The sequence below is a fragment of the Arthrobacter sp. zg-Y1110 genome, assembly GCF_025244865.1.
In the GTDB taxonomy this organism is placed as follows: domain Bacteria; phylum Actinomycetota; class Actinomycetes; order Actinomycetales; family Micrococcaceae; genus Arthrobacter_B.
Map to the genome: position 1 here is coordinate 1,397,371 of NZ_CP104272.1, position 18,134 is coordinate 1,415,504.

The window sequence follows — 18,134 nt, forward strand, 5'->3', positions numbered from 1 at the left end:
GGTGTGAATTCATCCAGCCCCGCAGCAGCCTTTGATTCCTTCCGCACGATTGACCTGCGCGGGCAGCATCTCAGCCCCGCTGAACTGAAGGCTGCCATGCCGCGGGCCGAAACCACGTTCGACGCCGCGTCGGACGCCGTCTCCGCCATCATTACCGATGTCCGCACGCGGGGCTTTACCGCATTGACGGAACTGGCCCAGCGGTTCGACGGCGTGGACCAGCAGGAGGTCCGGGTGCCGGCGGCCGCGCTCGACTCGGCGCTCGAGCAGTTGGACCCGGCCGTGCGTGCCGCCCTGGAAACAGCTATCGAGCGCACCCGGATCTTTGCCCGGGCCCAGCGCCCTGCCGATGCCGAGGTGGAAATCCGTCCCGGTGCGGTCCTGACGCACAAATGGATGCCCGTCTCCCGCGTAGGGCTCTATGTTCCGGGCGGGCTGGCGGTATATCCGTCTTCCGTGGTGATGAACGTGGTGCCTGCCCAGGAAGCGGGCGTCGCCTCGCTGGCGCTGGCCTCTCCGCCGCAGAAGGAATTCGGCGGACTGCCGCACCCCACCATCCTTGCCGCCGCCAAGCTGCTCGGCATTGACGAGGTCTACGCTGTGGGCGGTGCCCAGGCTATTGCCGCGTTTGCCTACGGCGTTCCTGCGGACGACGCCAATGCCGCCGTCCTGCCCGTAGATGTGGTGACCGGTCCCGGCAACGTTTTCGTGGCGACTGCCAAGCGATTGGTCAAGGGCGTGGTCGGCATTGATTCCGAGGCGGGTCCCACCGAGATCATGGTCCTGGCGGATGAGACGGCCGATGCCCGGCTGGTCGCAGCGGACCTGGTCAGCCAGGCCGAGCATGATCCCAACGCCGGATCCGTCCTGGTCACTGCGTCGGAGCAGCTTGCCGGGAAGGTCCGGGAGGAACTGGGCCGCCAGGTCGCAGACACCAAGCACAGCGAACGCGTGCGCACGGCCCTCTCCGGAGCCCAGTCCGGGGTAATCCTGGTTGACGGGTTGGAGCAGGGCATTGCCGTCTGCGACGCCTACGCCGCCGAGCACCTCGAAATCCAGACGGCCGACGCCGAGGCCGTGGCGGCACGGGTCCGGAGCGCCGGTGCCATTTTCGTGGGGGACTACAGTCCCGTCAGCCTGGGCGATTACTGCGCCGGTTCCAACCACGTGCTGCCCACCGGCGGCACGGCGGCTTTTTCCTCCGGGCTGAACGTCACCACCTTCATGCGTGCCATCCAGGTGGTCAACTACAACCGCGAAGCGCTGGAGGAAGTGAGCGCCGACATCGTGGCCCTCTCGCGGGCGGAAGACCTGCCGGCGCACGGCGACGCCGTCAGCATCCGCTTCGAATAGCGCACGGGTCGGGCCGGGGCGGCTTCGGAGCCTGGAACGCTTCGGCGCACGGAACGGCGGCAACGAAATCCCTTGCTCGCAGAACTCGCCGGGATATTAAAGCCGCCTAACCCTGCCGCCTACGTGTTCCGGGGCCGTGGTTTCCCCTCGGTTTGTCCGGACCCCTGCGGTTTGTGCTGATCCCTGCGTCGCGCGAGGCAGGAATCGCGACAAACTGCTGGGATTGCGACAAACTGTGGGGTTTTCCTCAACGGGAGTGGTTCCGGCCCGGGCCCCGGCACCCCTGACCCGCGCGCTTCGCAGTCCGGCACGTGGCGCTACCTACATGTAGTAATACCGGCACTACATGTTGTGGTTACGCACTTGGTGATGCGGTGGCGCGGGCCCTATAGTGAGAGCACCATAAGGCCCCTTCGCGAAAGGACGGGACATGTACTGTCCGTTTTGCCGCAACGCTGATTCCCGCGTCGTGGACAGCCGCCTTGCCGACGACGGGTCGGCGATCCGCCGCCGCCGACAGTGCCCGCAGTGCGGGCGCCGTTTCTCCACAGTGGAAACCACCAGCCTGAGCGTGATCAAGCGATCCGGGGTGGCAGAGCCCTTCAGCCGCAGCAAGGTGATCAACGGCGTGCGCAAAGCCTGCCAGGGCCGTCCCGTTAGCGAAGACGACCTCGCCATGCTGGCTCAGGAAGTGGAGGAGTCCATCCGGGCCAGCGGGGTAGCGGAGATCGATGCCCACGAAGTGGGGCTGGCCATCCTCACTCCGCTGCAGAAGCTGGACCAGGTGGCGTACCTGCGCTTTGCCAGTGTCTACCAGTCCTTCGACTCCCTCGAGGATTTCGAGACCGCCATCGAGAAGCTGCGGACCGAGGCCCGGGAAAACTCGGGACGGGTCCCGTCCGGCGCCCAGCGCCCGCTCACCGCGCAGTAAACGGACCCCGCGCAGTAAATGGACCCCGCAGTAAAAAAGGCCCTTGCGCAGTAAAAAGAGCTCGCGTCGTAGACGGGCACCGCACAATAACTGATTTCAGGCATAGCAAAAGCGGCGGAAGGAACCCCTTCCGCCGCTTTTCGGCTGTAACAGCTACTTGATGTACTTGAAGTGCATGGCTGCCTGCAGGGCGGCGCCGACAATACCCGCGTTGTTCTTGAGGTTGGCCGTGACCATCGGAGTCCGCAGCTCGAGCATCGGCAGGAAGTCTTCGCTGCGCTTGGAGATGCCGCCGCCGATCACGAACAGGTCGGGGGAGAAGAGGAATTCCACGTGCGAGAAGTAGCGCTGCAGCCGCTGGGCGTATTCTTCCCAGTCGATCCCGTCGCGTTCCCGGGCTGAGGCGGAGGCCTTGGTTTCGGCGTCGTGCCCGTCGATTTCCAAGTGGCCGAGCTCGGCGTTGGGAACCAGCATGCCCTTGTAGATCAGGGCCGAACCGATGCCGGTGCCCAGGGTGATCACCAGGACAGTGCCGTCTACTTCACGGCCTGCACCGTAGCGGGCTTCCGCGAGTCCCGCGGCGTCGGCGTCGTTCATGACCTGCACATCGCGGCCGAGTGCCTTGGTGAGCAGTGTGTCGACGTCGGTGTCGATCCAGCTCTTATCCACGTTGGCCGCAGAGCGGGCAATGCCGTGCTGGATGATGGCCGGGAAGGTCACGCCCACCGGGACCTCGGGGCCGGGACCGCCGGGACGGGAGGACAGCTCCGCGACGATCTGGCCCACCACTCCGGCCACTGCCTCGGGCGTTGCAGGCTGCGGGGTGGGAATGCGGAAACGATCGCCAATCAGCTTGCCCTTGGACAGGTCGACGATGCCGCCCTTGATGCCCGTGCCCCCGATATCAATTCCAATGACGGCGTCGACGTGCTTGTCGGACTTATGCTTCTTGGCCATGATTCTCCAGTAGTAGTTCTGAGCTCGGGTCGGCAGATCAGGGAAGGGTCAGAACTTCGGCGCCGTCATCAGTGACGAGCAGGGTGTGCTCGAACTGCGCGGTGCGTTTGCGGTCCTTGGTGAGGACTGTCCAGTTGTCATCCCACATGTCCCACTCGATGGTGCCGAGAGTGAGCATAGGTTCAATCGTAAACACCATTCCCGGTTCAATCAGCCTGCTGTAGGCGGGCGCGGCGTCGTAATGCGGAATGATCAGGCCGGTGTGGAAGGCTTCCCCGACGCCGTGGCCGGTGAAGTCACGGACAACACCGTAGCCGAAACGCTTGGCGTAGGACTCGATGGTGCGGCCGATGACATTGATTTCCCGGCCCGGGGCGACGGCCTTGATGGCCCGGCGCAGCGATTCCTGGGTGCGCTCCACGAGCAGCCGGGACTCGTCGTCGACGTCTCCGACGAGGAAGGTCCAGTTGGTGTCGCCGTGGACGCCGTTGATGTAGGCGGTGATATCGATGTTGATGATGTCGCCGTCCTGCAGCACCGTGGTGTCCGGAATGCCGTGGCAGATGACTTCGTTCACGGAGGAGCACAGGGACTTCGGGAATCCGCGGTAGCCCAGCGTGGACGGGTAGGCGTTGGAGTCCAGCAGGAACTGGTGGCCGATCCGGTCCAGTTCGTCGGTGGTGACGCCGGGAGCAATGTGCCGGCCGACCTCAACGATGGCCTGCGCGGCAATCCGGCTGGCGATCCGGATCTTCTCGATGGTTTCCGCGGACTTAACCTCGGACCCGGTGAACGGTGCGGGTGCTTCCCTGTCCACGTATTCGGGGCGGGGGATCGACGCCGGAACCCGGAGCCGGGGGCTCACGCTCCCCGGTGTCAGGTGTCCAACGGGTGCAGTGGCAAGTTTCTGGGGCATACCATCGATCTTATCGCCAGCGCGCCCGAGGGTGGGACGGGACGGCCGGCAGGGCACGTCCGATCCATGCGCAACGCACACGCACGGGATACGCAAGGCATCAGCAAGTTCCAAGGCACGTCAACAGGAGGACCCCATGACCGATTACTGGTTCAACGTAGTGACCCACGAGGTGGAGGAGGGCCCGCAGTCGGACTGGACAAAGCTGCTGGGGCCGTACCCCACCCGCGAGGAAGCCGAGCTCGCGCTGCAGAAGGTGCAGGCACGGAACAAGGCCTGGGACGCCGACGAAGACTAGGGGCTAGGCCCCTAGAAGCTGTGCTCCGGGCCGGGGAAGGAACCGCTGCGTACCTCATCGGCGTATTCCTTCGCCGCCCGGGACAGTTCGGTCCGCAGGTCCGCGAACGCCTTGACGAAACGCGGCTGCTTCCCGCCGCGCAGGCCGGCCATGTCCTGCCAGACCAGCACCTGCCCCGTGGTGGCGTTGCCCGCGCCGATCCCGATGGTGGGTACCCGCACTGCGGCGTCGACCTCCGCGGCGACGTCGGCGGGCACCATTTCCATCAACACGCAGAACGCGCCGGCCTCCGCGAGGGCGACGGCGTCCTGCACCACTGCGGCTCCCGCATCGCCGCGGCCCTGCACCTTGTAGCCGCCGAGCGCGTGCTCGGCCTGCGGAGTGAAGCCCACGTGCGCCATGACCGGAATGCCTGCCGCTGTCATGGCGCGGACATGGTCAACGTAATGCCGCCCGCCTTCCATCTTCACCGCATGGACCAGGCCTTCCTTCATGAGCCGCACCGAGGACTCGATGGCCTGGGCGGGGGAAACCTCGTAGGAGCCGAAGGGAAGGTCGCAGACCACCAGCGAGTGGCTGGCTCCGGCGGTAACGGACCGGGCGAAGACGATCATCTCGTCCATGGTGATAGGCAGGGTGGTGGCATGGCCCATCACATTGTTCGCGGCCGAATCGCCCACCAGCAGCACCTCGATGCCGGCTTCGTCGAAAATGCCGGCGGCGTACTGGTCATAGGCGGTCAGCATGGCGAACCGGCCGCCGTTGTCTTTCAACTGCTGCAGGTGCGAGATGCGGATTTTCTTCAGCACCGGTGCTTCAGGAACGGAAGGGTCCGCGGGACTGGCTGCGTACGGGGAGGGCTGTTCGGCACTGGTCATGCTTCGAGCCTACTAAACAACGCACCGCGGGGACCCGCCCGGCGGGTTCGTTGCGGGGATCCCCGCGGGCTGCCGACCAAATCCTGCACACGTAGGTAGAGTGAAGAAGGTTTCACATGTCTCTGAGCCGTGTACAGGAAAGAAGGTAAGGATGAACCGCCAGCAGGAATTCGTTCTGCGCACCATCGAGGAGCGCGATGTCCGGTTTGTGCGGTTGTGGTTTACCGACGTCGTCGGCCAGCTGAAGTCCGTGGCGCTGGCGCCGGCGGAAGTGGAAGGCGCCTTCGAGGAAGGCCTGGGCTTTGACGGTTCCTCGGTCGAGGGCCTGGCCCGGATCTTCGAGTCGGACCTGCTGGCCCAGCCGGATCCCTCCACCTTCCAGATCCTGCCCTGGCGCGGCGACGAGGAGCAGACCTCACGGATGTTCTGCGACATCCTCACCCCGGACGGCCAGCCGTCGGCTGCCGACCCGCGGAACGTGCTCAAGCGCCAGCTGGCGAAGGCCGCGGACATGGGCTTCACCTGCTACACCCACCCCGAGATCGAGTTCTACCTGCTGAAGTCGGACGAACTCGGCGAAGACGGCCAGCCCGTTCCCGTGGACCAGGCCGGCTACTTCGACCACGTCCCGGGCGGCGTCGCGCAGGACTTCCGCCGCACGGCCGTATCCATGCTTGAAGCAGTGGGTATCTCCGTGGAGTTCAGCCATCACGAGGCCGGGCCGGGTCAGAACGAGATCGACCTGCGCTATGCCGATGCCCTGCAGACCGCGGACAACATCATGACCTTCCGCACAGTGGTCAAGGAAGTCGCGTTGATGACCAACTGCTACGCGAGCTTTATGCCCAAACCGTTCTCGCACCATCCCGGTTCCGGCATGCACACCCACTTCTCCCTCTTTGAGGGCGACAGCAACGCCTTCTTCCAGGCCGGTGCCGAGTTCCAGCTCTCCACCACCGCACGCCAGTTCATGGCGGGCATCCTGCGGCACGCCCCGGAATTCACGGCAGTCACCAACCAGTTCGTGAACTCCTACAAGCGGCTTTGGGGCGGCGGCGAAGCCCCGAGCTACCTGTCCTGGGGCCACAACAACCGGTCCGCACTGCTTCGGGTGCCGCTGTACAAGCCGAACAAGGGGCAGTCCGCCCGCATCGAGTACCGCGGTATCGACGCCGCAGCCAACCCGTACCTGTCCTACGCGGTGCTGCTCGGGGCCGGCCTGAAGGGCATTGAAGAGGGCTATGACCTGCCCCCGGGCGCCGAAGACGACATCGAGAGCCTGAGCGCCGCAGAACGCAGGGCCATGGGCCACGACCCGCTGCCGGCGTCCCTGCATGACGCCGTGCGCGTTATGGAGGAGTCCGAGCTGGTGGCCGACATCCTGGGCGAGCAGGTCTTCGAGAACTTCCTGCGCAACAAGCGTGCGGACTGGAACGAATACCGCCAGCAGGTGACCAGGTTCGAGCTGCAGAAGAACCTGGGCATCCTCTAGGAAGGGGCCGGCACCGATGAGCCTGACTCGACGGCTGATCGCCACGGGTTTCCGCGACCTGGAAAAAAGCACGCGGTTCCTGGCGGCTTCGGAGCTCGAGGGCATCGATGAGGACGCGCTGTTCGCGGGCTTCAACTGCTCGGCGGATCCGGACCTGGCACTGCAGTCGCTGGTTCGGCTGATCGGCCGTGCCCCGGAGCTGGTGGAACTGGTCAACGGCGGCGCCGAGCGCAGCGAAGCCCTGTTCCGGCTCCTGGGGGCCTCGGACGCCTTGGCGGAGTTCCTGATGCGGCATCCCGGGGATGTCGGCGTGCTGCACCGCGAGCTGCGCGCCGAACCGGGCAGCACGGATGAACCCACCCTGCGGGCCTCGCTGCTGGACGCCGTACATGCGGGCAGCGGCGCAGCACCCGTGGCCGGCCTGACGGGCACCGAAGCCTACGTGGCGCTGCGGGCCCGGTACCGCCGGCACCTGCTGGACCTTGCCGTGCGGGACCTTGGCGCGGCGTCGCCCACTGACTTCCTGCCTGCGGCCGGACGCGAGCTCGCTGACCTGGCCGGCGCGGCCCTGGAAGCTGCGTTGGCGGTCTCCCGGGCGGAGCTGACGGCAAGCTACCCGGCCGAAGAAATCTCCGCCGTGCGCCTGGCCGTCATCGGGATGGGCAAGGCCGGCGCGCGCGAACTGAACTACATCTCCGACGTCGACGTCATCTACGTGATCGAATCCTCCGGGCTGCCGGAAGAGCGGGCCTCCGCCATCGGCACGGCTCTGGCCGCCGGGATTTCCCGCGCCATCAACGCTTCAGCACCGGAGCCCCCGCTTTGGGAGGTGGACACCAACCTGCGTCCCGAGGGCAAGGACGGCCCGCTGGTCCGCACCTTGGACTCGCATCTGAACTACTACCAGCGCTGGGCGCACAGCTGGGAGTTCCAGGCGCTGCTGAAGGCCCGCGCCATGGCCGGGGACAGGGACCTGGGCCGGCGCTACGAAGAAGCCGTCGCCCCCTTGATCTGGAGCAGTTCCGAGCGGGACGGATTCGTCGAATCGGTGCAGGCCATGCGCCGCAGGGTCACCGACAACATTCCCGCCCACGAAGAGGCGCGGCAGCTGAAGCTGGGCAGCGGCGGACTGCGCGACGTCGAATTCACCGTCCAGCTGCTGCAGCTGGTGCACGGGCGGGTCGACGAATCCCTCCGGGTGCGCACCACAACCGCTGCGATTGCCGCGCTCAGCGACGCCGGGTTCATCGGGCGTACCGATGCCCGGGAACTGGACGAGTCCTACCGCTACCTCCGCGTGCTGGAACACCGCATCCAAATGGTGCACATGCGCCGCACCCACCTGATGCCCGAGAGCGAAGCCGCACTGCGGGCCCTCGCCAAGTCCAGCGCCGGGTCCCTTTCCCCTGAGCGGCCCAGCGCCGAACGCCTGCAGGAACAGTGGCAGCGCCGCAAGCGCCTGGTGCGGCGGCTGCATGAGAGTATCTTCTACCGCCCGCTGCTGAGCACCGCGGCGAACCTGAGCGCGGACGAGGTCCGGCTGACACCCGAGGCAGCCCAGGCCCGCCTGGCCGCACTGGGCTACGCGGATCCCCGCGGCGCCATGCGCCACATCGAGGCGCTGACCGTGGGAGTCAGCCGCCGTGCCGCGCTGCAGCGGCAGCTCCTTCCGGTGCTGCTGGCGTGGCTGGCCGACGGCGTGGACCCCGACGCCGGCCTGCTGGGATTCCGGCGGCTCAGCGAAAACCTGGGCGATACGCACTGGTACCTGGGCATGCTGCGCGACTCTTCGGCCGCGGGGGAGCGGCTGTGCTCCATCCTGTCCTCGAGCCGGTTCATTACCGACCTGCTGGAGGTCTCGCCGGAATCCACCTCCTGGCTGGCCTCCGACAAGGACCTGGTGCCGGCGTCCTTTGACACGCAGTGGCAGGAAATCCAGTCAAAGATGTCCCGCCATCCCCTCCCTGCGGAGGCCATGCGGCTGATCCGGCTGATCCGCCGGCGGGAGATGCTGCGCATTGCCATCGCCGACAGCGCTGGCCTGCTCAGCCAGCAGGACGTCGGCCGTGCCCTGGCCGATGCCGACCGTGCCGCTGTCCTTGGAGCCCTGCATGTTGCGGAGTCGGAGGTGTTCGGCAGCAGCGAGAAGCTCACCGATCTGCTGGTAGTCGCGATGGGCCGCCAGGGCGGACGGGAGATCGGCTATGGTTCCGACGCCGACGTGATGTACGTGCACCGCCCGCTGCCCGGCGTCGACCCGGCGGCAGCGCAGGCGCAGGCGGAGAAGGTTGTCTCGCAGATCTCCACTTTCCTGCAGCAGCCCTGCAGCCCGGCCGTCCAGGCCGAACGCCCCCTGGTCCTCGACGCCGGACTGCGCCCCGAGGGCCGGCAGGGGCCGCTGGTACGCAGCCTGGAGTCGTACCGCGGCTACTACGAGCGCTGGTCGGTGATCTGGGAAGCGCAGGCCCTGCTGCGGGCGCGTCCGATGGCCGGCAGCGATGCTCTTGCCGAGGACTTCATGGCCCTGATCGATCCGGTCCGCTACCCGGAGGAGGTCACGGTCAAGGACGTACGGGAAATCCGCCGGATCAAGGCCAGGGTGGAAGCCGAACGGCTGCCCCGAGGGGCCGATCCCTCCCGCCAGCTCAAACTCGGACGCGGCAGCCTCAGCGACGTTGAGTGGCTGGTCCAGCTGCTCCAGCTGCAGCACGCGCACCGCGTGCCGGAGCTGCGGACGACGGCGACCCTTCCCGCACTGGACGCGATCGAGGCGGCGGAGCTGCTTCCCGCCGTCGACGTCGACACCCTCCGCCAGGCCTGGCTGCTCGCCAGCCGGGTCCGAAGCGCAAATGTTATCCGCGGCGGACGGAACCCCGACGTGCTGCCCTCCTCCCGCCGGGAACTGGACGCCGTGGCCCGCTGGTGCGGTTACGGCGCAGGCCAGGGCGGAGTCCTGGAGGAGGACTACCTCAAGCTCACCCGGCATGCCCGGGCCGTTTTCGAACGGTATTTCTACGGATACGGGACCTAGGTCACGCTCCTGAAGGCCCTTCCAGTTCGTTGCATTGCCACTGCTCTAGGTACGCTCTATGAGGGCATTTGCGGCGTGGGCCGCAGTGAAAGAGCTAGGAGACGTTTACTTTGCTTAGTGGCAAACGGGCCTTAAAGGGCCCGGCTAAACTGGCCGTACCGCTGACCACCTTCCTCGCAACCCTGGCTTTGCTGCTGGGGATACCTGCGGCCGGAGCCTTTGCAGCGGACGGCGTCGAGGGTGAGACCTTCGTCATCGGCACCGATACCACCTTCGCACCGTTCGAATTCCGTGAAAACGGCGAACTGGTCGGTATCGATATGGACCTTCTCAACGCAATCGCCGAGGAGGAGGGCTTCAATGTCGAAATCCAGTCCCTCGGCTTTGACGCGGCACTGCAGTCGCTGCAGTCCAACCAGGTGGACGGCGTCATCGCCGGCATGTCCATCACCGACGAGCGCCGGCAGGTCTTCGACTTCTCGGATCCGTACTTCGAGTCCGGCATCCAGATGGCCGTCGCCGAGAACAACGACGACGTCGCCGGGTACGAGGATCTTCGCGGCAAGCGCGTAGCGGTCAAGACCGGGACAGAAGGTCAGACGTTCGCCGAGTCCATCAAGGACGAGTACGGCTTTGAGGTGGTTGCGTTCGCGCAGTCCGCCCAGATGTACGACGACGTCAAGGCCGGCGGCTCCGTGGCCGTGTTTGATGATTACCCCGTGCTTGCCTACGGTGTGGCTTCCGGCAACGGCCTGAAGACCGTCACCGAGAAGGAAGCCGGCAGCTCGTACGGTTTCGCCGTGAACAAGGGTGCCAACCCCGAACTCCTCACCGCCTTCAACGCCGGCCTCGCCGACCTGAAGGAAAGCGGCGAATACGACGAAATCCTGGACACCTACCTGGAAGCCGGCGCCAAGGACTCAAGCTTCTGGTCCCTCATCACGGACAACGGCCCGGCCTTCGCCAAGGGCATGGGGCTGACCCTGCTGGCAACCGCACTGTCGTTGCTCTTCGCGCTCGTCCTGGGCGTGTTCTTCGGCTTCCTGAAGGTCGGCTCGTCAAAGATCCTGCGCGGCATCGCCACCGTGTACGTGAGTATTTTCCGCGGCACCCCGGTGCTGGTCCAGGCCTTCTTCTTCTACTTCGGCCTGCCGCAGATCATCGGCCAGCCGGTGGACGTGCTGACGGCCGGCGTGCTGACCCTGAGCCTCAACGCGGGCGCCTACATGACCGAGATTGTCCGCGGCGGCATCCAGTCCGTGGATCCCGGCCAGATGGAAGCGGCACGCAGCCTCGGACTGGGCTACGGGAAGACCATGCAGAAGGTCATCATTCCCCAGGCCATCAAGATCATGACGCCTTCCTTCATCAACCAGTTCGTCATTACCTTGAAGGACACCTCCCTGCTTGCCGTTATCGGCTTTGCGGAGCTGACGTACCAGGGCCAGCAGATCTACGCGGTGAACTTCCGTACCGCAGAGGTCCTGATCATCGTGGCGGCCCTGTACTTCATCGTCATTACGCTGCTGACCAAGCTGGCGGACGTCCTGGATAAGAGGTTTAACAAGTGAGCAAGATCCAAACCATCGGACTGCGGAAGTCCTACGGATCCAACGAGGTCCTCAAGGGCCTGGACGTCAGCGTGGCCGAAGGCGAAGTGGTCTGCGTGATCGGCCCCTCCGGCTCCGGCAAGTCCACGTTCCTGCGCTGCCTGAACAAGCTCGAAGACATCACCGGCGGCACGGTGAAAGTTGACGGTTTCGACCTCACCGATCCGAAGGTGAACCTGAACGAGGTGCGCCAGCACATCGGCATGGTCTTCCAGCACTTCAACCTGTTCCCGCACATGAGCGTGCTGGACAACATCATGCTCGCTCCGGTGCAGCTGAAGAAGGCACCGAAGGCCGAGGTCCGCAAGACCGCGCTGGCACTGCTGGACCGGGTTGGCCTGGCAGACAAGGCCGACGCACGCCCGGCTCAGCTGTCCGGCGGCCAGAAGCAGCGTGTGGCTATTGCCCGCGCGCTGGCCATGCAGCCTGACATCATGCTCTTCGACGAGGCCACCTCTGCCCTCGACCCGGAAATGGTGGGCGAAGTGCTCCAGGTCATCCGTGACCTGGCCCGGGAAGGCATGACCATGGTCGTTGTCACCCACGAAATGGGCTTCGCCCGCGAAGTCGCCGACCGCGTGATCTTCATGGCCGACGGCCACATTGTCGAAGAGAACACCCCGGAGCTGCTCTTCGGCAGCCCGCAGGCTCCGCGGCTTCAGGACTTCCTGGCCAAGGTGCTCTAGCGCTCCACCCCGCCCCCGCAGTGGCCGCCGCCGGTATTCGTTATGCTCTTATCAATGAGCGAACTAACCGGTACGGCGGCCACTGTCGTACTGCTGCGGGATTCCGACGCCGGCCCCGAGGTGCTGCTGCTGGAGCGGCCGACCGCGGGCTCCTTCGGCGGTGCCTGGGTCTTTCCTGGCGGCCGGGTGGACCCGGACGACCGTGTGGAGGGAGAGCCGGAAGCAGCGGCCGCCCTGCGGGCCGGAGTACGCGAAACCGCTGAAGAAACCGGGCTGGTCCTTGCTGCCGCGGACCTCATGCCGCTGTCCTGCTGGATTCCGCCGGAGAACATTCCCCGGCGCTACCAGACCTGGTTCTTTGCCGCGAAGGCTCCTGCCGGGGATATCCACCTCAACCCGGGGGAGCTGCTCAACCACCTGTGGCTCCTGCCGGCGGAGGCTTTGGACCGGCACCGCAACGGGCTGATGCAGCTGGTTGCGCCGACCTGGGTCACGCTGCACTCCCTGACCTCCGATACCTCCGTCGGTGCGGCCCTGGCCCGGCTTGCGGGTGCTGAACCGGAAACCTTCCGGACCCGTCCCCTCACCGGATACGAGCCCATGACGGTCCTTGCCTGGGCCGGTGATGAGGAGTACGACGCCGTGGGCGGCACTTCCGGCGCGGCTGCCGGCGGGGCTTCTGCTCCAGCTTTGGATGCTTCCAGGCCGGCACGGCACCGGCTCGTGATGGACAAGACCTCATGGCGCTACGAGCGCACCCCGTAGTTCCGGGATGGGCCCGGAGCTATTGGCTCAAGACTGCAGCAGCTCCAGAATCTTCTTCCGTGCGGCCCGGCCTTCGGGCACGGGAAGCAGGGGGTAGACATGGACAGCGCCGTCAGCAACGTGCAGCGAAACAGGGATGCCGGCAGACCTCATCAGACTTTCCAGCCGGAGCACATCGGGATAGGGCAGGTCATGGGTTCCGACAAACACATCCGTCGGCGGCAGCCCCGAGATTATGCCGTTGACGGGACTGATCCGGGGATCTCCGAGGGGATCACCGGACGCCCAAGCACGTGCCGCAACCCGAAGTCCGGCACGGCTTAGCCACGGATCCACCGCTTCAACCGCGGCAAGCTCCGGATTTTCCATCGCCACGTCCACCCATGGGGAGAGCAGAATCAAACGCCGCGGCTGAGGCAGAGAATATTGAGCTAGCCGCTGGGAAAAAGCCAGGGCCAGCCCGCCACCGGCTGAATCGCCCATAAAAGCCACATCCTGTGGCTCGTAGTCTTCAAGGAGCCTCCGGTACACGGACGCCAGCAGTGCTGGTGCATCACGATGGCTGTAGTCCGGCGCCAGACCGTACAACGGAACTTCCACCCGGTGGCCCGCTGCCGCAAGACGGCCGATGAACCGCCAGTGCCAGGCGCTGATCGGACTGATGTAAGAACCCCCGTGCAGGTACAACACCGCTCGGGCGGCAGTTCCGGGCACGGAGGTGCCCGCGGACCGGGGCACCACCGAATAGCAGGAGAACCCCTCGACGCTCCTCTGCTCCACGCGGTACTTCCGCAACAGCCTTCGGGGTGGCGGGGCAGCCTGTTTGCCCCTCGCCAGTCTCGCCTCCGCGCGTTCCGCAGTGGCGGTCAGAGGCTTCCGAGTCAGCCGCAGATACGGCGTCAACAGCCTCATCCCAATACTGGGTGTCATTTCCTCCCGGCCTGCAGTTTCGTCGGGCGACACGGCGCTCACGGCTTCGCGCCGTCCCGGATAAAGTCGAGGACCGGCGCAGCCAGAGAAGCTCCGATCGCCTCCGGCGTGCGCTTCTGTCCGCGGACCTCAAAGGAGTGGTTTCCGCCTTCCACGCGCTGGACGTGCGCGTTCGGGCCAATGCGCTCGGCCACCGGTTCCAGCTCGCCGGGCAGGGCAAAAGTGTCACGTGTGCCCTGCAGGAACAGCATCGGCAGGGTCAGGCCGTATAAGTGCTCGTCACGCAGCTTCTCCGGCTTACCCGGCGGATGCAGCGGATAACCCAGGTACACCAGGCCGGCCGCAGGCATACCCTCCGCCACCGCCATGGACGCCATCCGGCCGCCGAATGACTTCCCGCACGCCCAGACCGGCCCGCCGCCGTCGTGCTCCGCAGCAGTGTCCATAACGGCCTTCCACGTCTCGACGGCCACGGGAGCCCGGTCCGGAAACTTCTTCCCGGCTTCGCGGTACGGAAAGTTGAAGCGCAGAGTGGCCGCGCCGCCGTCGTTCAGGGCGCCGGTGAACCCGGTGAGGAAGGGGTGCTCCATCCCGGTTCCGGCTCCATGGGCGACGACGACGGTGACCGCCGAGCCCTCGGGACGGGACAAAACGGCCGATACGTTCGCCTCGCCGACGGGAATGGTCAGGTCAAGATGATCAACTTGCATGTGTTCAAACGTACTGCCATCCCGGGCTTCGCACCTTGAGCACAGAAGGTAATACCAGTAGACTTGATAGCGGACAGGATCCGAAGGCCCCATAAGCGCAGCCAGTAAGTGCAGCACGCGCAGCCTCTCCTGAATTCCGCGGTCCGCCTTGGGCGACGAACCGCAAAACCACCACTCCGGCGCAGAAGCCACCGCTTTTCGGCACATCGATTCAGTGTGTCCGGAGTGCTATCCCATGCCTCTCGAAGGGAGCATCAAGCTATATGTTGAAGCACGTCAATGTCACACGCAGCAGGACCACCACTTCACGATTCACCGCACAGATCACGGCCATTGCCGCCGGATGTGCGCTGGTTGCCGGGGGAGTATCGGCAGCCGAAATCGCGATGCTGAACGCGGAACCGGCCACGAGCCAGGTCATCGCCGAAGCAACCGCGTAACGCACAAGGCACAGCGCAGAAGAAGTCTCCGCCGTCGTTCCCGCCCGGGAATGGCGGCGTTTTGTGTTTCCGGGCCGGAACCGTTGAACTCCTAGAATGGGAGGACACCACTTCTACATCCGGGGAGCACCGTGCCCAGAGGCAAACACCATCCGCCGCGTCCCAAACCGGCAAACAGCGAGGGCATGCTCATCGCCAATGACCTGAAGAAGGAGCGGGGCTGGACCGACGGGCAGATCAAGACCTTCCTGCCCGAACCGGACAAGACGGCACGGAACCCGTTTTCCCGCAAGGCAGCCCCCATGAAGCTCTACGCCCTGGAACGCGTCGAAGCCATCGAGGCCACCCCGGAGTATGCCAAAGCCCGTGAAGCCTCCCGCAACCGGCAGCTGGCGGCACGGGAACGTGCCTTGGTGAAGAAGAAGGCAGCGGTCGCCGTCGCCGAAGCGCTGGAGCTGCGGATTGTTCCCGAGCCGTGGGAAACCATGCAGCGTAAGGCGATCGAGCATTTCAACGGACGTCTCCGCGGCAAGCAGTCGCCGGCCAGCCTCTCCACGGCACCGTCGCGGCTGAACCGGCTGACCGTGAACTACCTGCGCCACCAGCAGACCTCCTACGAGGAGGAGCTTAAGGAATTCAAGGGCGTGGTGGGCGTCGGGGAGGCCTATCTGGTGGTCCGCAACCGCATCCTTGACCTGATTGCCGCCACCTACCCGCAGCTGAAGGCCGAGTGTGACCGGCAGAAATTCGATGCACCGGACCTTCCCGACGGCGTGACGCTGTAGCCGCCGGGAGGTCCTGCAGGTCCTGCAGCGGGTTCGGCCGCCGGCACAGCATCCCACGGAACGGTACGGATGTTTCCCGAAGTGGTTACAGCAGTCACACCGGCCCCACTTCGTGGGACACCCTGCGGACGCCGAAAAGCCCGAGGGAAGACAAAACCGCCCCCGCCCGGTGACGGGCGGAGGCGGTTGGGGTGTCCGGGCTGCGGCTGGAGGCTGCAGCTTGGAGGCGGATTAAACGCCGTAGTACAGCTCGAACTCGAACGGGTTCGGGCGCAGTGCCAGCGGCATGATTTCGAATTCACGCTTGTACGAGATCCAGCTGTCGATCATGTCCTGGGTGAACACGCCGCCGGCCTGGAGGAACTCGTTGTCGTTCTCCAGGGCAACCAGTGCCTCTTCGAGCGATGCCGGTGCCTTCTGGATGTGCTTGGCCTCTTCGGGCGGCAGCTCGTAGAGGTCCTTGTCGATCGGGTCCGCCGGCTCGATGCGGTTCTTGATGCCGTCCAGGCCCGCCATCAGCTGTGCGGAGAACGCCAGGTACGGGTTGGAGGAGGGATCCGGAGCGCGGAACTCGAGGCGCTTGGCCTTCGGATTGGAACCGGTGATCGGGATGCGGATAGCGGCGGAACGGTTGCCCTGCGAGTAGACCATGTTCACGGGAGCTTCGAAGCCCTTGACCAGGCGGCGGTAGGAGTTGACCGTCGGGTTGGTGAAGGCAAGCACGGCCGAGGCATGCTTCAGCAGGCCGCCGATGTACCAGCGGGCCAGGTCGGACAGGCCGGCGTAGCCCTTCTCGTCGTAGAACAGCGGCACGCCGCCGTTCCACAGCGACTGGTGGCAGTGCATGCCCGAACCGTTGTCACCGAAGATCGGCTTCGGCATGAAGGTGGCGGACTTGCCCCAGGCATCGGCCACGTTCTTGACGATGTACTTGAACTTCTGCAGATCGTCGGCCGCATGCGTCAGCGTGGTGAACTTGTAGTTGATCTCAGCCTGGCCGGCACCGCCGACCTCGTGGTGGGCACGCTCGACTTCGAGGCCCACGTTGTCCAGCTCCACGCTGATGGCGTCACGCAGGTCGGCCTGCTTGTCCACGGGTGCCACGGGGAAGTAGCCGCCCTTGTACGGGGTCTTGTTGCCCAGGTTGCCGCCCTCTTCCTCGCGGCCGCTGTTCCAGGGCGCCTCCTCGGAGTCCACCTTGTAGAAGCTGCCCTTGGGGGAGGACTCGTACTGGACGTTGTCGAAGATGTAGAACTCGGCCTCGGAACCGAAGAAAGCCGTGTCGGCGATGCCGGTGGAGGCCAGATAGGCCTCGGCACGCTCGGCAACGCCGCGCGGGTCGCGGTGGTACGGCTCGCCGGTGCGGGGGTTCACAATCGAGAAGTTCAGCGCCAGGGTCTTCTCGATGCGGAAGGGATCAATAAACGCCGTCGTGACATCCGGGATGAGCTGCATGTCGGACTCTGCAATGCCCTGGAAGCCGCGGATGGATGAGCCGTCGAACAGCTGACCGTTGACGAAGAAATCGGCATCTACGGTTTTGGCCGGCACATTGAAGTGCTGCTGCACTCCGGGTACGTCGGTGAATCGGATGTCGACGAACTTCACTTGCTCGTCAGCGATGAACCTGAGGACTTCGTCCGCGTTCTTGAACATCGTTTATGTACTCCTATACAACTGTTTGGGTGGAAGACCTCGGGCTGCAAGACCTGGCTGGCGCCGGGCCCTTTGAACGTCCGGCGGCTCACCTTGACCCTAAAGGGGTCGGGTTTCCCGGCGGTGACACATGTGTTTCCGGTACGTTACGCAGTCGATGGTCTCTCTTCCACCCTATCCGCAACCTCGGGGGACAGTGATAACGGAGTGTTTATTTCCGCCGTTGCCACCCGGGTAGTCTTTAACCGTGGTCGATAGAAGCGATATAGGTTCCTGGCTGGAAGGCCCTCCCTCCGACGAGAGTACGTGGCCGGGCAAACGCCTCGGCCGCCCGCGTACCGGCCCGGGGTCCATTGCGCGCGTCGGCCCCCGCCTGGGCGCCTTGGTGATCGACTGGGCCATCGCCTCGCTCATTGCCTACTGGCTCTTCGGCGGAGATGACTTCGCCATCCTGGCGATCTTCGCCGTCGAGCAGATCCTGCTCGTCAGCCTGCTCGGTTACAGCATCGGGCACCGTGTGTTCAGCCTGCAGGTGCAGAAAATGGACGGCCGCGCGGCGGGAATTCCGGCGGCAGTGGTCCGCACGCTGCTGCTGTGCCTGGTGATTCCGGCGGTGGTGTTCGACGCCGACCAGCGCGGCCTGCACGACCGGGCACTGGGCACGGTGCTGGTGAAGGTTAAACACTAAGCTTCCCT

17 protein-coding genes are annotated in these 18,134 nt (G+C 65.4%); 11 read left to right on the forward strand and 6 right to left on the reverse strand.

Annotated elements, in window-relative coordinates:
• Positions 1-3 precede the first annotated feature (3 nt).
• Together hisD and nrdR are read left to right on the forward strand one after the other, a co-directional pair.
• On the forward strand, positions 4-1,353 hold the full coding sequence (gene hisD / locus N2K99_RS06425; RefSeq protein ID WP_227933264.1) for a histidinol dehydrogenase: 1,350 nt from the start codon (positions 4-6) through the stop codon (positions 1,351-1,353).
• A 430-nt stretch (positions 1,354-1,783) separates the two neighbouring features.
• Positions 1,784-2,284: a transcriptional regulator NrdR gene (nrdR, locus tag N2K99_RS06430; protein WP_227922574.1), complete on the forward strand. Its 501-nt coding sequence runs from the start codon at positions 1,784-1,786 to the stop codon at positions 2,282-2,284.
• A 153-nt stretch (positions 2,285-2,437) separates the two neighbouring features.
• Here the strand turns inward: nrdR and ppgK are convergent, their stop codons facing one another.
• Together ppgK and map are read right to left on the reverse strand one after the other, a co-directional pair.
• Entirely contained in the window at positions 2,438-3,241 is an 804-nt protein-coding gene (gene ppgK / locus N2K99_RS06435) for a polyphosphate--glucose phosphotransferase (protein WP_227922572.1), read from the reverse strand.
• Positions 3,242-3,278: 37 nt separating this feature from the next.
• The gene (gene map / locus N2K99_RS06440) at positions 3,279-4,157 is read right to left on the reverse strand and encodes a type I methionyl aminopeptidase (protein ID WP_227922569.1); all 879 of its coding nucleotides are present in this window, start codon (positions 4,155-4,157) and stop codon (positions 3,279-3,281) included.
• 136 nt (positions 4,158-4,293) lie between these two features.
• Here map and N2K99_RS06445 point away from each other — a divergent pair, with 136 nt between their 5' ends.
• Positions 4,294-4,455: an SPOR domain-containing protein gene (locus N2K99_RS06445; RefSeq protein ID WP_227922567.1), complete on the forward strand. Its 162-nt coding sequence runs from the start codon at positions 4,294-4,296 to the stop codon at positions 4,453-4,455.
• Between the two features lie 11 nt (positions 4,456-4,466).
• Here the strand turns inward: N2K99_RS06445 and panB are convergent, their stop codons facing one another.
• Positions 4,467-5,333, reverse strand: a complete 867-nt coding sequence (panB, locus tag N2K99_RS06450; RefSeq protein WP_227933265.1) for a 3-methyl-2-oxobutanoate hydroxymethyltransferase — start codon at positions 5,331-5,333, stop codon at positions 4,467-4,469.
• A 151-nt stretch (positions 5,334-5,484) separates the two neighbouring features.
• Here panB and N2K99_RS06455 point away from each other — a divergent pair, with 151 nt between their 5' ends.
• The 5 genes from N2K99_RS06455 to N2K99_RS06475 all read left to right on the forward strand — a co-directional run bounded on the left by N2K99_RS06455 (position 5,485) and on the right by N2K99_RS06475 (position 12,917).
• A complete protein-coding gene (locus N2K99_RS06455) occupies positions 5,485-6,825 on the forward strand; it encodes a glutamine synthetase family protein (protein WP_227922563.1) in 1,341 nt (446 codons plus the stop codon).
• Positions 6,826-6,841: 16 nt separating this feature from the next.
• On the forward strand, positions 6,842-9,856 hold the full coding sequence (locus tag N2K99_RS06460) for a bifunctional [glutamine synthetase] adenylyltransferase/[glutamine synthetase]-adenylyl-L-tyrosine phosphorylase (RefSeq protein WP_227933266.1): 3,015 nt from the start codon (positions 6,842-6,844) through the stop codon (positions 9,854-9,856).
• Positions 9,857-9,966: 110 nt separating this feature from the next.
• Complete coding sequence (locus N2K99_RS06465) at positions 9,967-11,427, forward strand: amino acid ABC transporter substrate-binding protein/permease (protein ID WP_227922557.1); 1,461 nt, start codon at positions 9,967-9,969, stop codon at positions 11,425-11,427.
• Entirely contained in the window at positions 11,424-12,152 is a 729-nt protein-coding gene (locus N2K99_RS06470; RefSeq protein ID WP_227922554.1) for an amino acid ABC transporter ATP-binding protein, read from the forward strand. The genes N2K99_RS06465 and N2K99_RS06470 overlap by 4 nt, the downstream gene beginning before the upstream one ends.
• 54 nt (positions 12,153-12,206) lie before the next feature.
• The gene (locus N2K99_RS06475) at positions 12,207-12,917 is read left to right on the forward strand and encodes an NUDIX hydrolase (protein ID WP_227933267.1); all 711 of its coding nucleotides are present in this window, start codon (positions 12,207-12,209) and stop codon (positions 12,915-12,917) included.
• A gap of 27 nt (positions 12,918-12,944) precedes the next feature.
• On the opposite strand, the gene N2K99_RS06480 is transcribed toward N2K99_RS06475, so the two are convergent.
• Positions 12,945-13,631, reverse strand: a complete 687-nt coding sequence (locus N2K99_RS06480) for an alpha/beta hydrolase fold domain-containing protein (protein WP_260554881.1) — start codon at positions 13,629-13,631, stop codon at positions 12,945-12,947.
• A 254-nt stretch (positions 13,632-13,885) separates the two neighbouring features.
• Positions 13,886-14,557 carry an alpha/beta family hydrolase gene (locus N2K99_RS06485; RefSeq protein ID WP_227922549.1) on the reverse strand — a complete coding sequence of 224 codons (672 nt, stop codon included), beginning with the start codon at positions 14,555-14,557 and terminating at the stop codon, positions 13,886-13,888.
• Between the two features lie 263 nt (positions 14,558-14,820).
• On the opposite strand from N2K99_RS06485, the gene N2K99_RS06490 reads away from it, so the two are divergent.
• A complete protein-coding gene (locus N2K99_RS06490) occupies positions 14,821-14,997 on the forward strand; it encodes a hypothetical protein (RefSeq protein ID WP_227922548.1) in 177 nt (58 codons plus the stop codon).
• 131 nt (positions 14,998-15,128) lie between these two features.
• Entirely contained in the window at positions 15,129-15,782 is a 654-nt protein-coding gene (locus N2K99_RS06495; RefSeq protein WP_227922547.1) for a hypothetical protein, read from the forward strand.
• A 231-nt stretch (positions 15,783-16,013) separates the two neighbouring features.
• Here N2K99_RS06495 and glnA read toward each other — a convergent pair whose 3' ends face one another.
• Positions 16,014-17,438: a type I glutamate--ammonia ligase gene (gene glnA / locus N2K99_RS06500; RefSeq protein ID WP_227922544.1), complete on the reverse strand. Its 1,425-nt coding sequence runs from the start codon at positions 17,436-17,438 to the stop codon at positions 16,014-16,016.
• Positions 17,439-17,685: 247 nt separating this feature from the next.
• Here glnA and N2K99_RS06505 point away from each other — a divergent pair, with 247 nt between their 5' ends.
• Positions 17,686-18,126, forward strand: coding sequence for an RDD family protein (locus N2K99_RS06505; protein ID WP_227922542.1), 441 nt, complete (start codon positions 17,686-17,688; stop codon positions 18,124-18,126).
• Positions 18,127-18,134 lie beyond the last annotated feature (8 nt).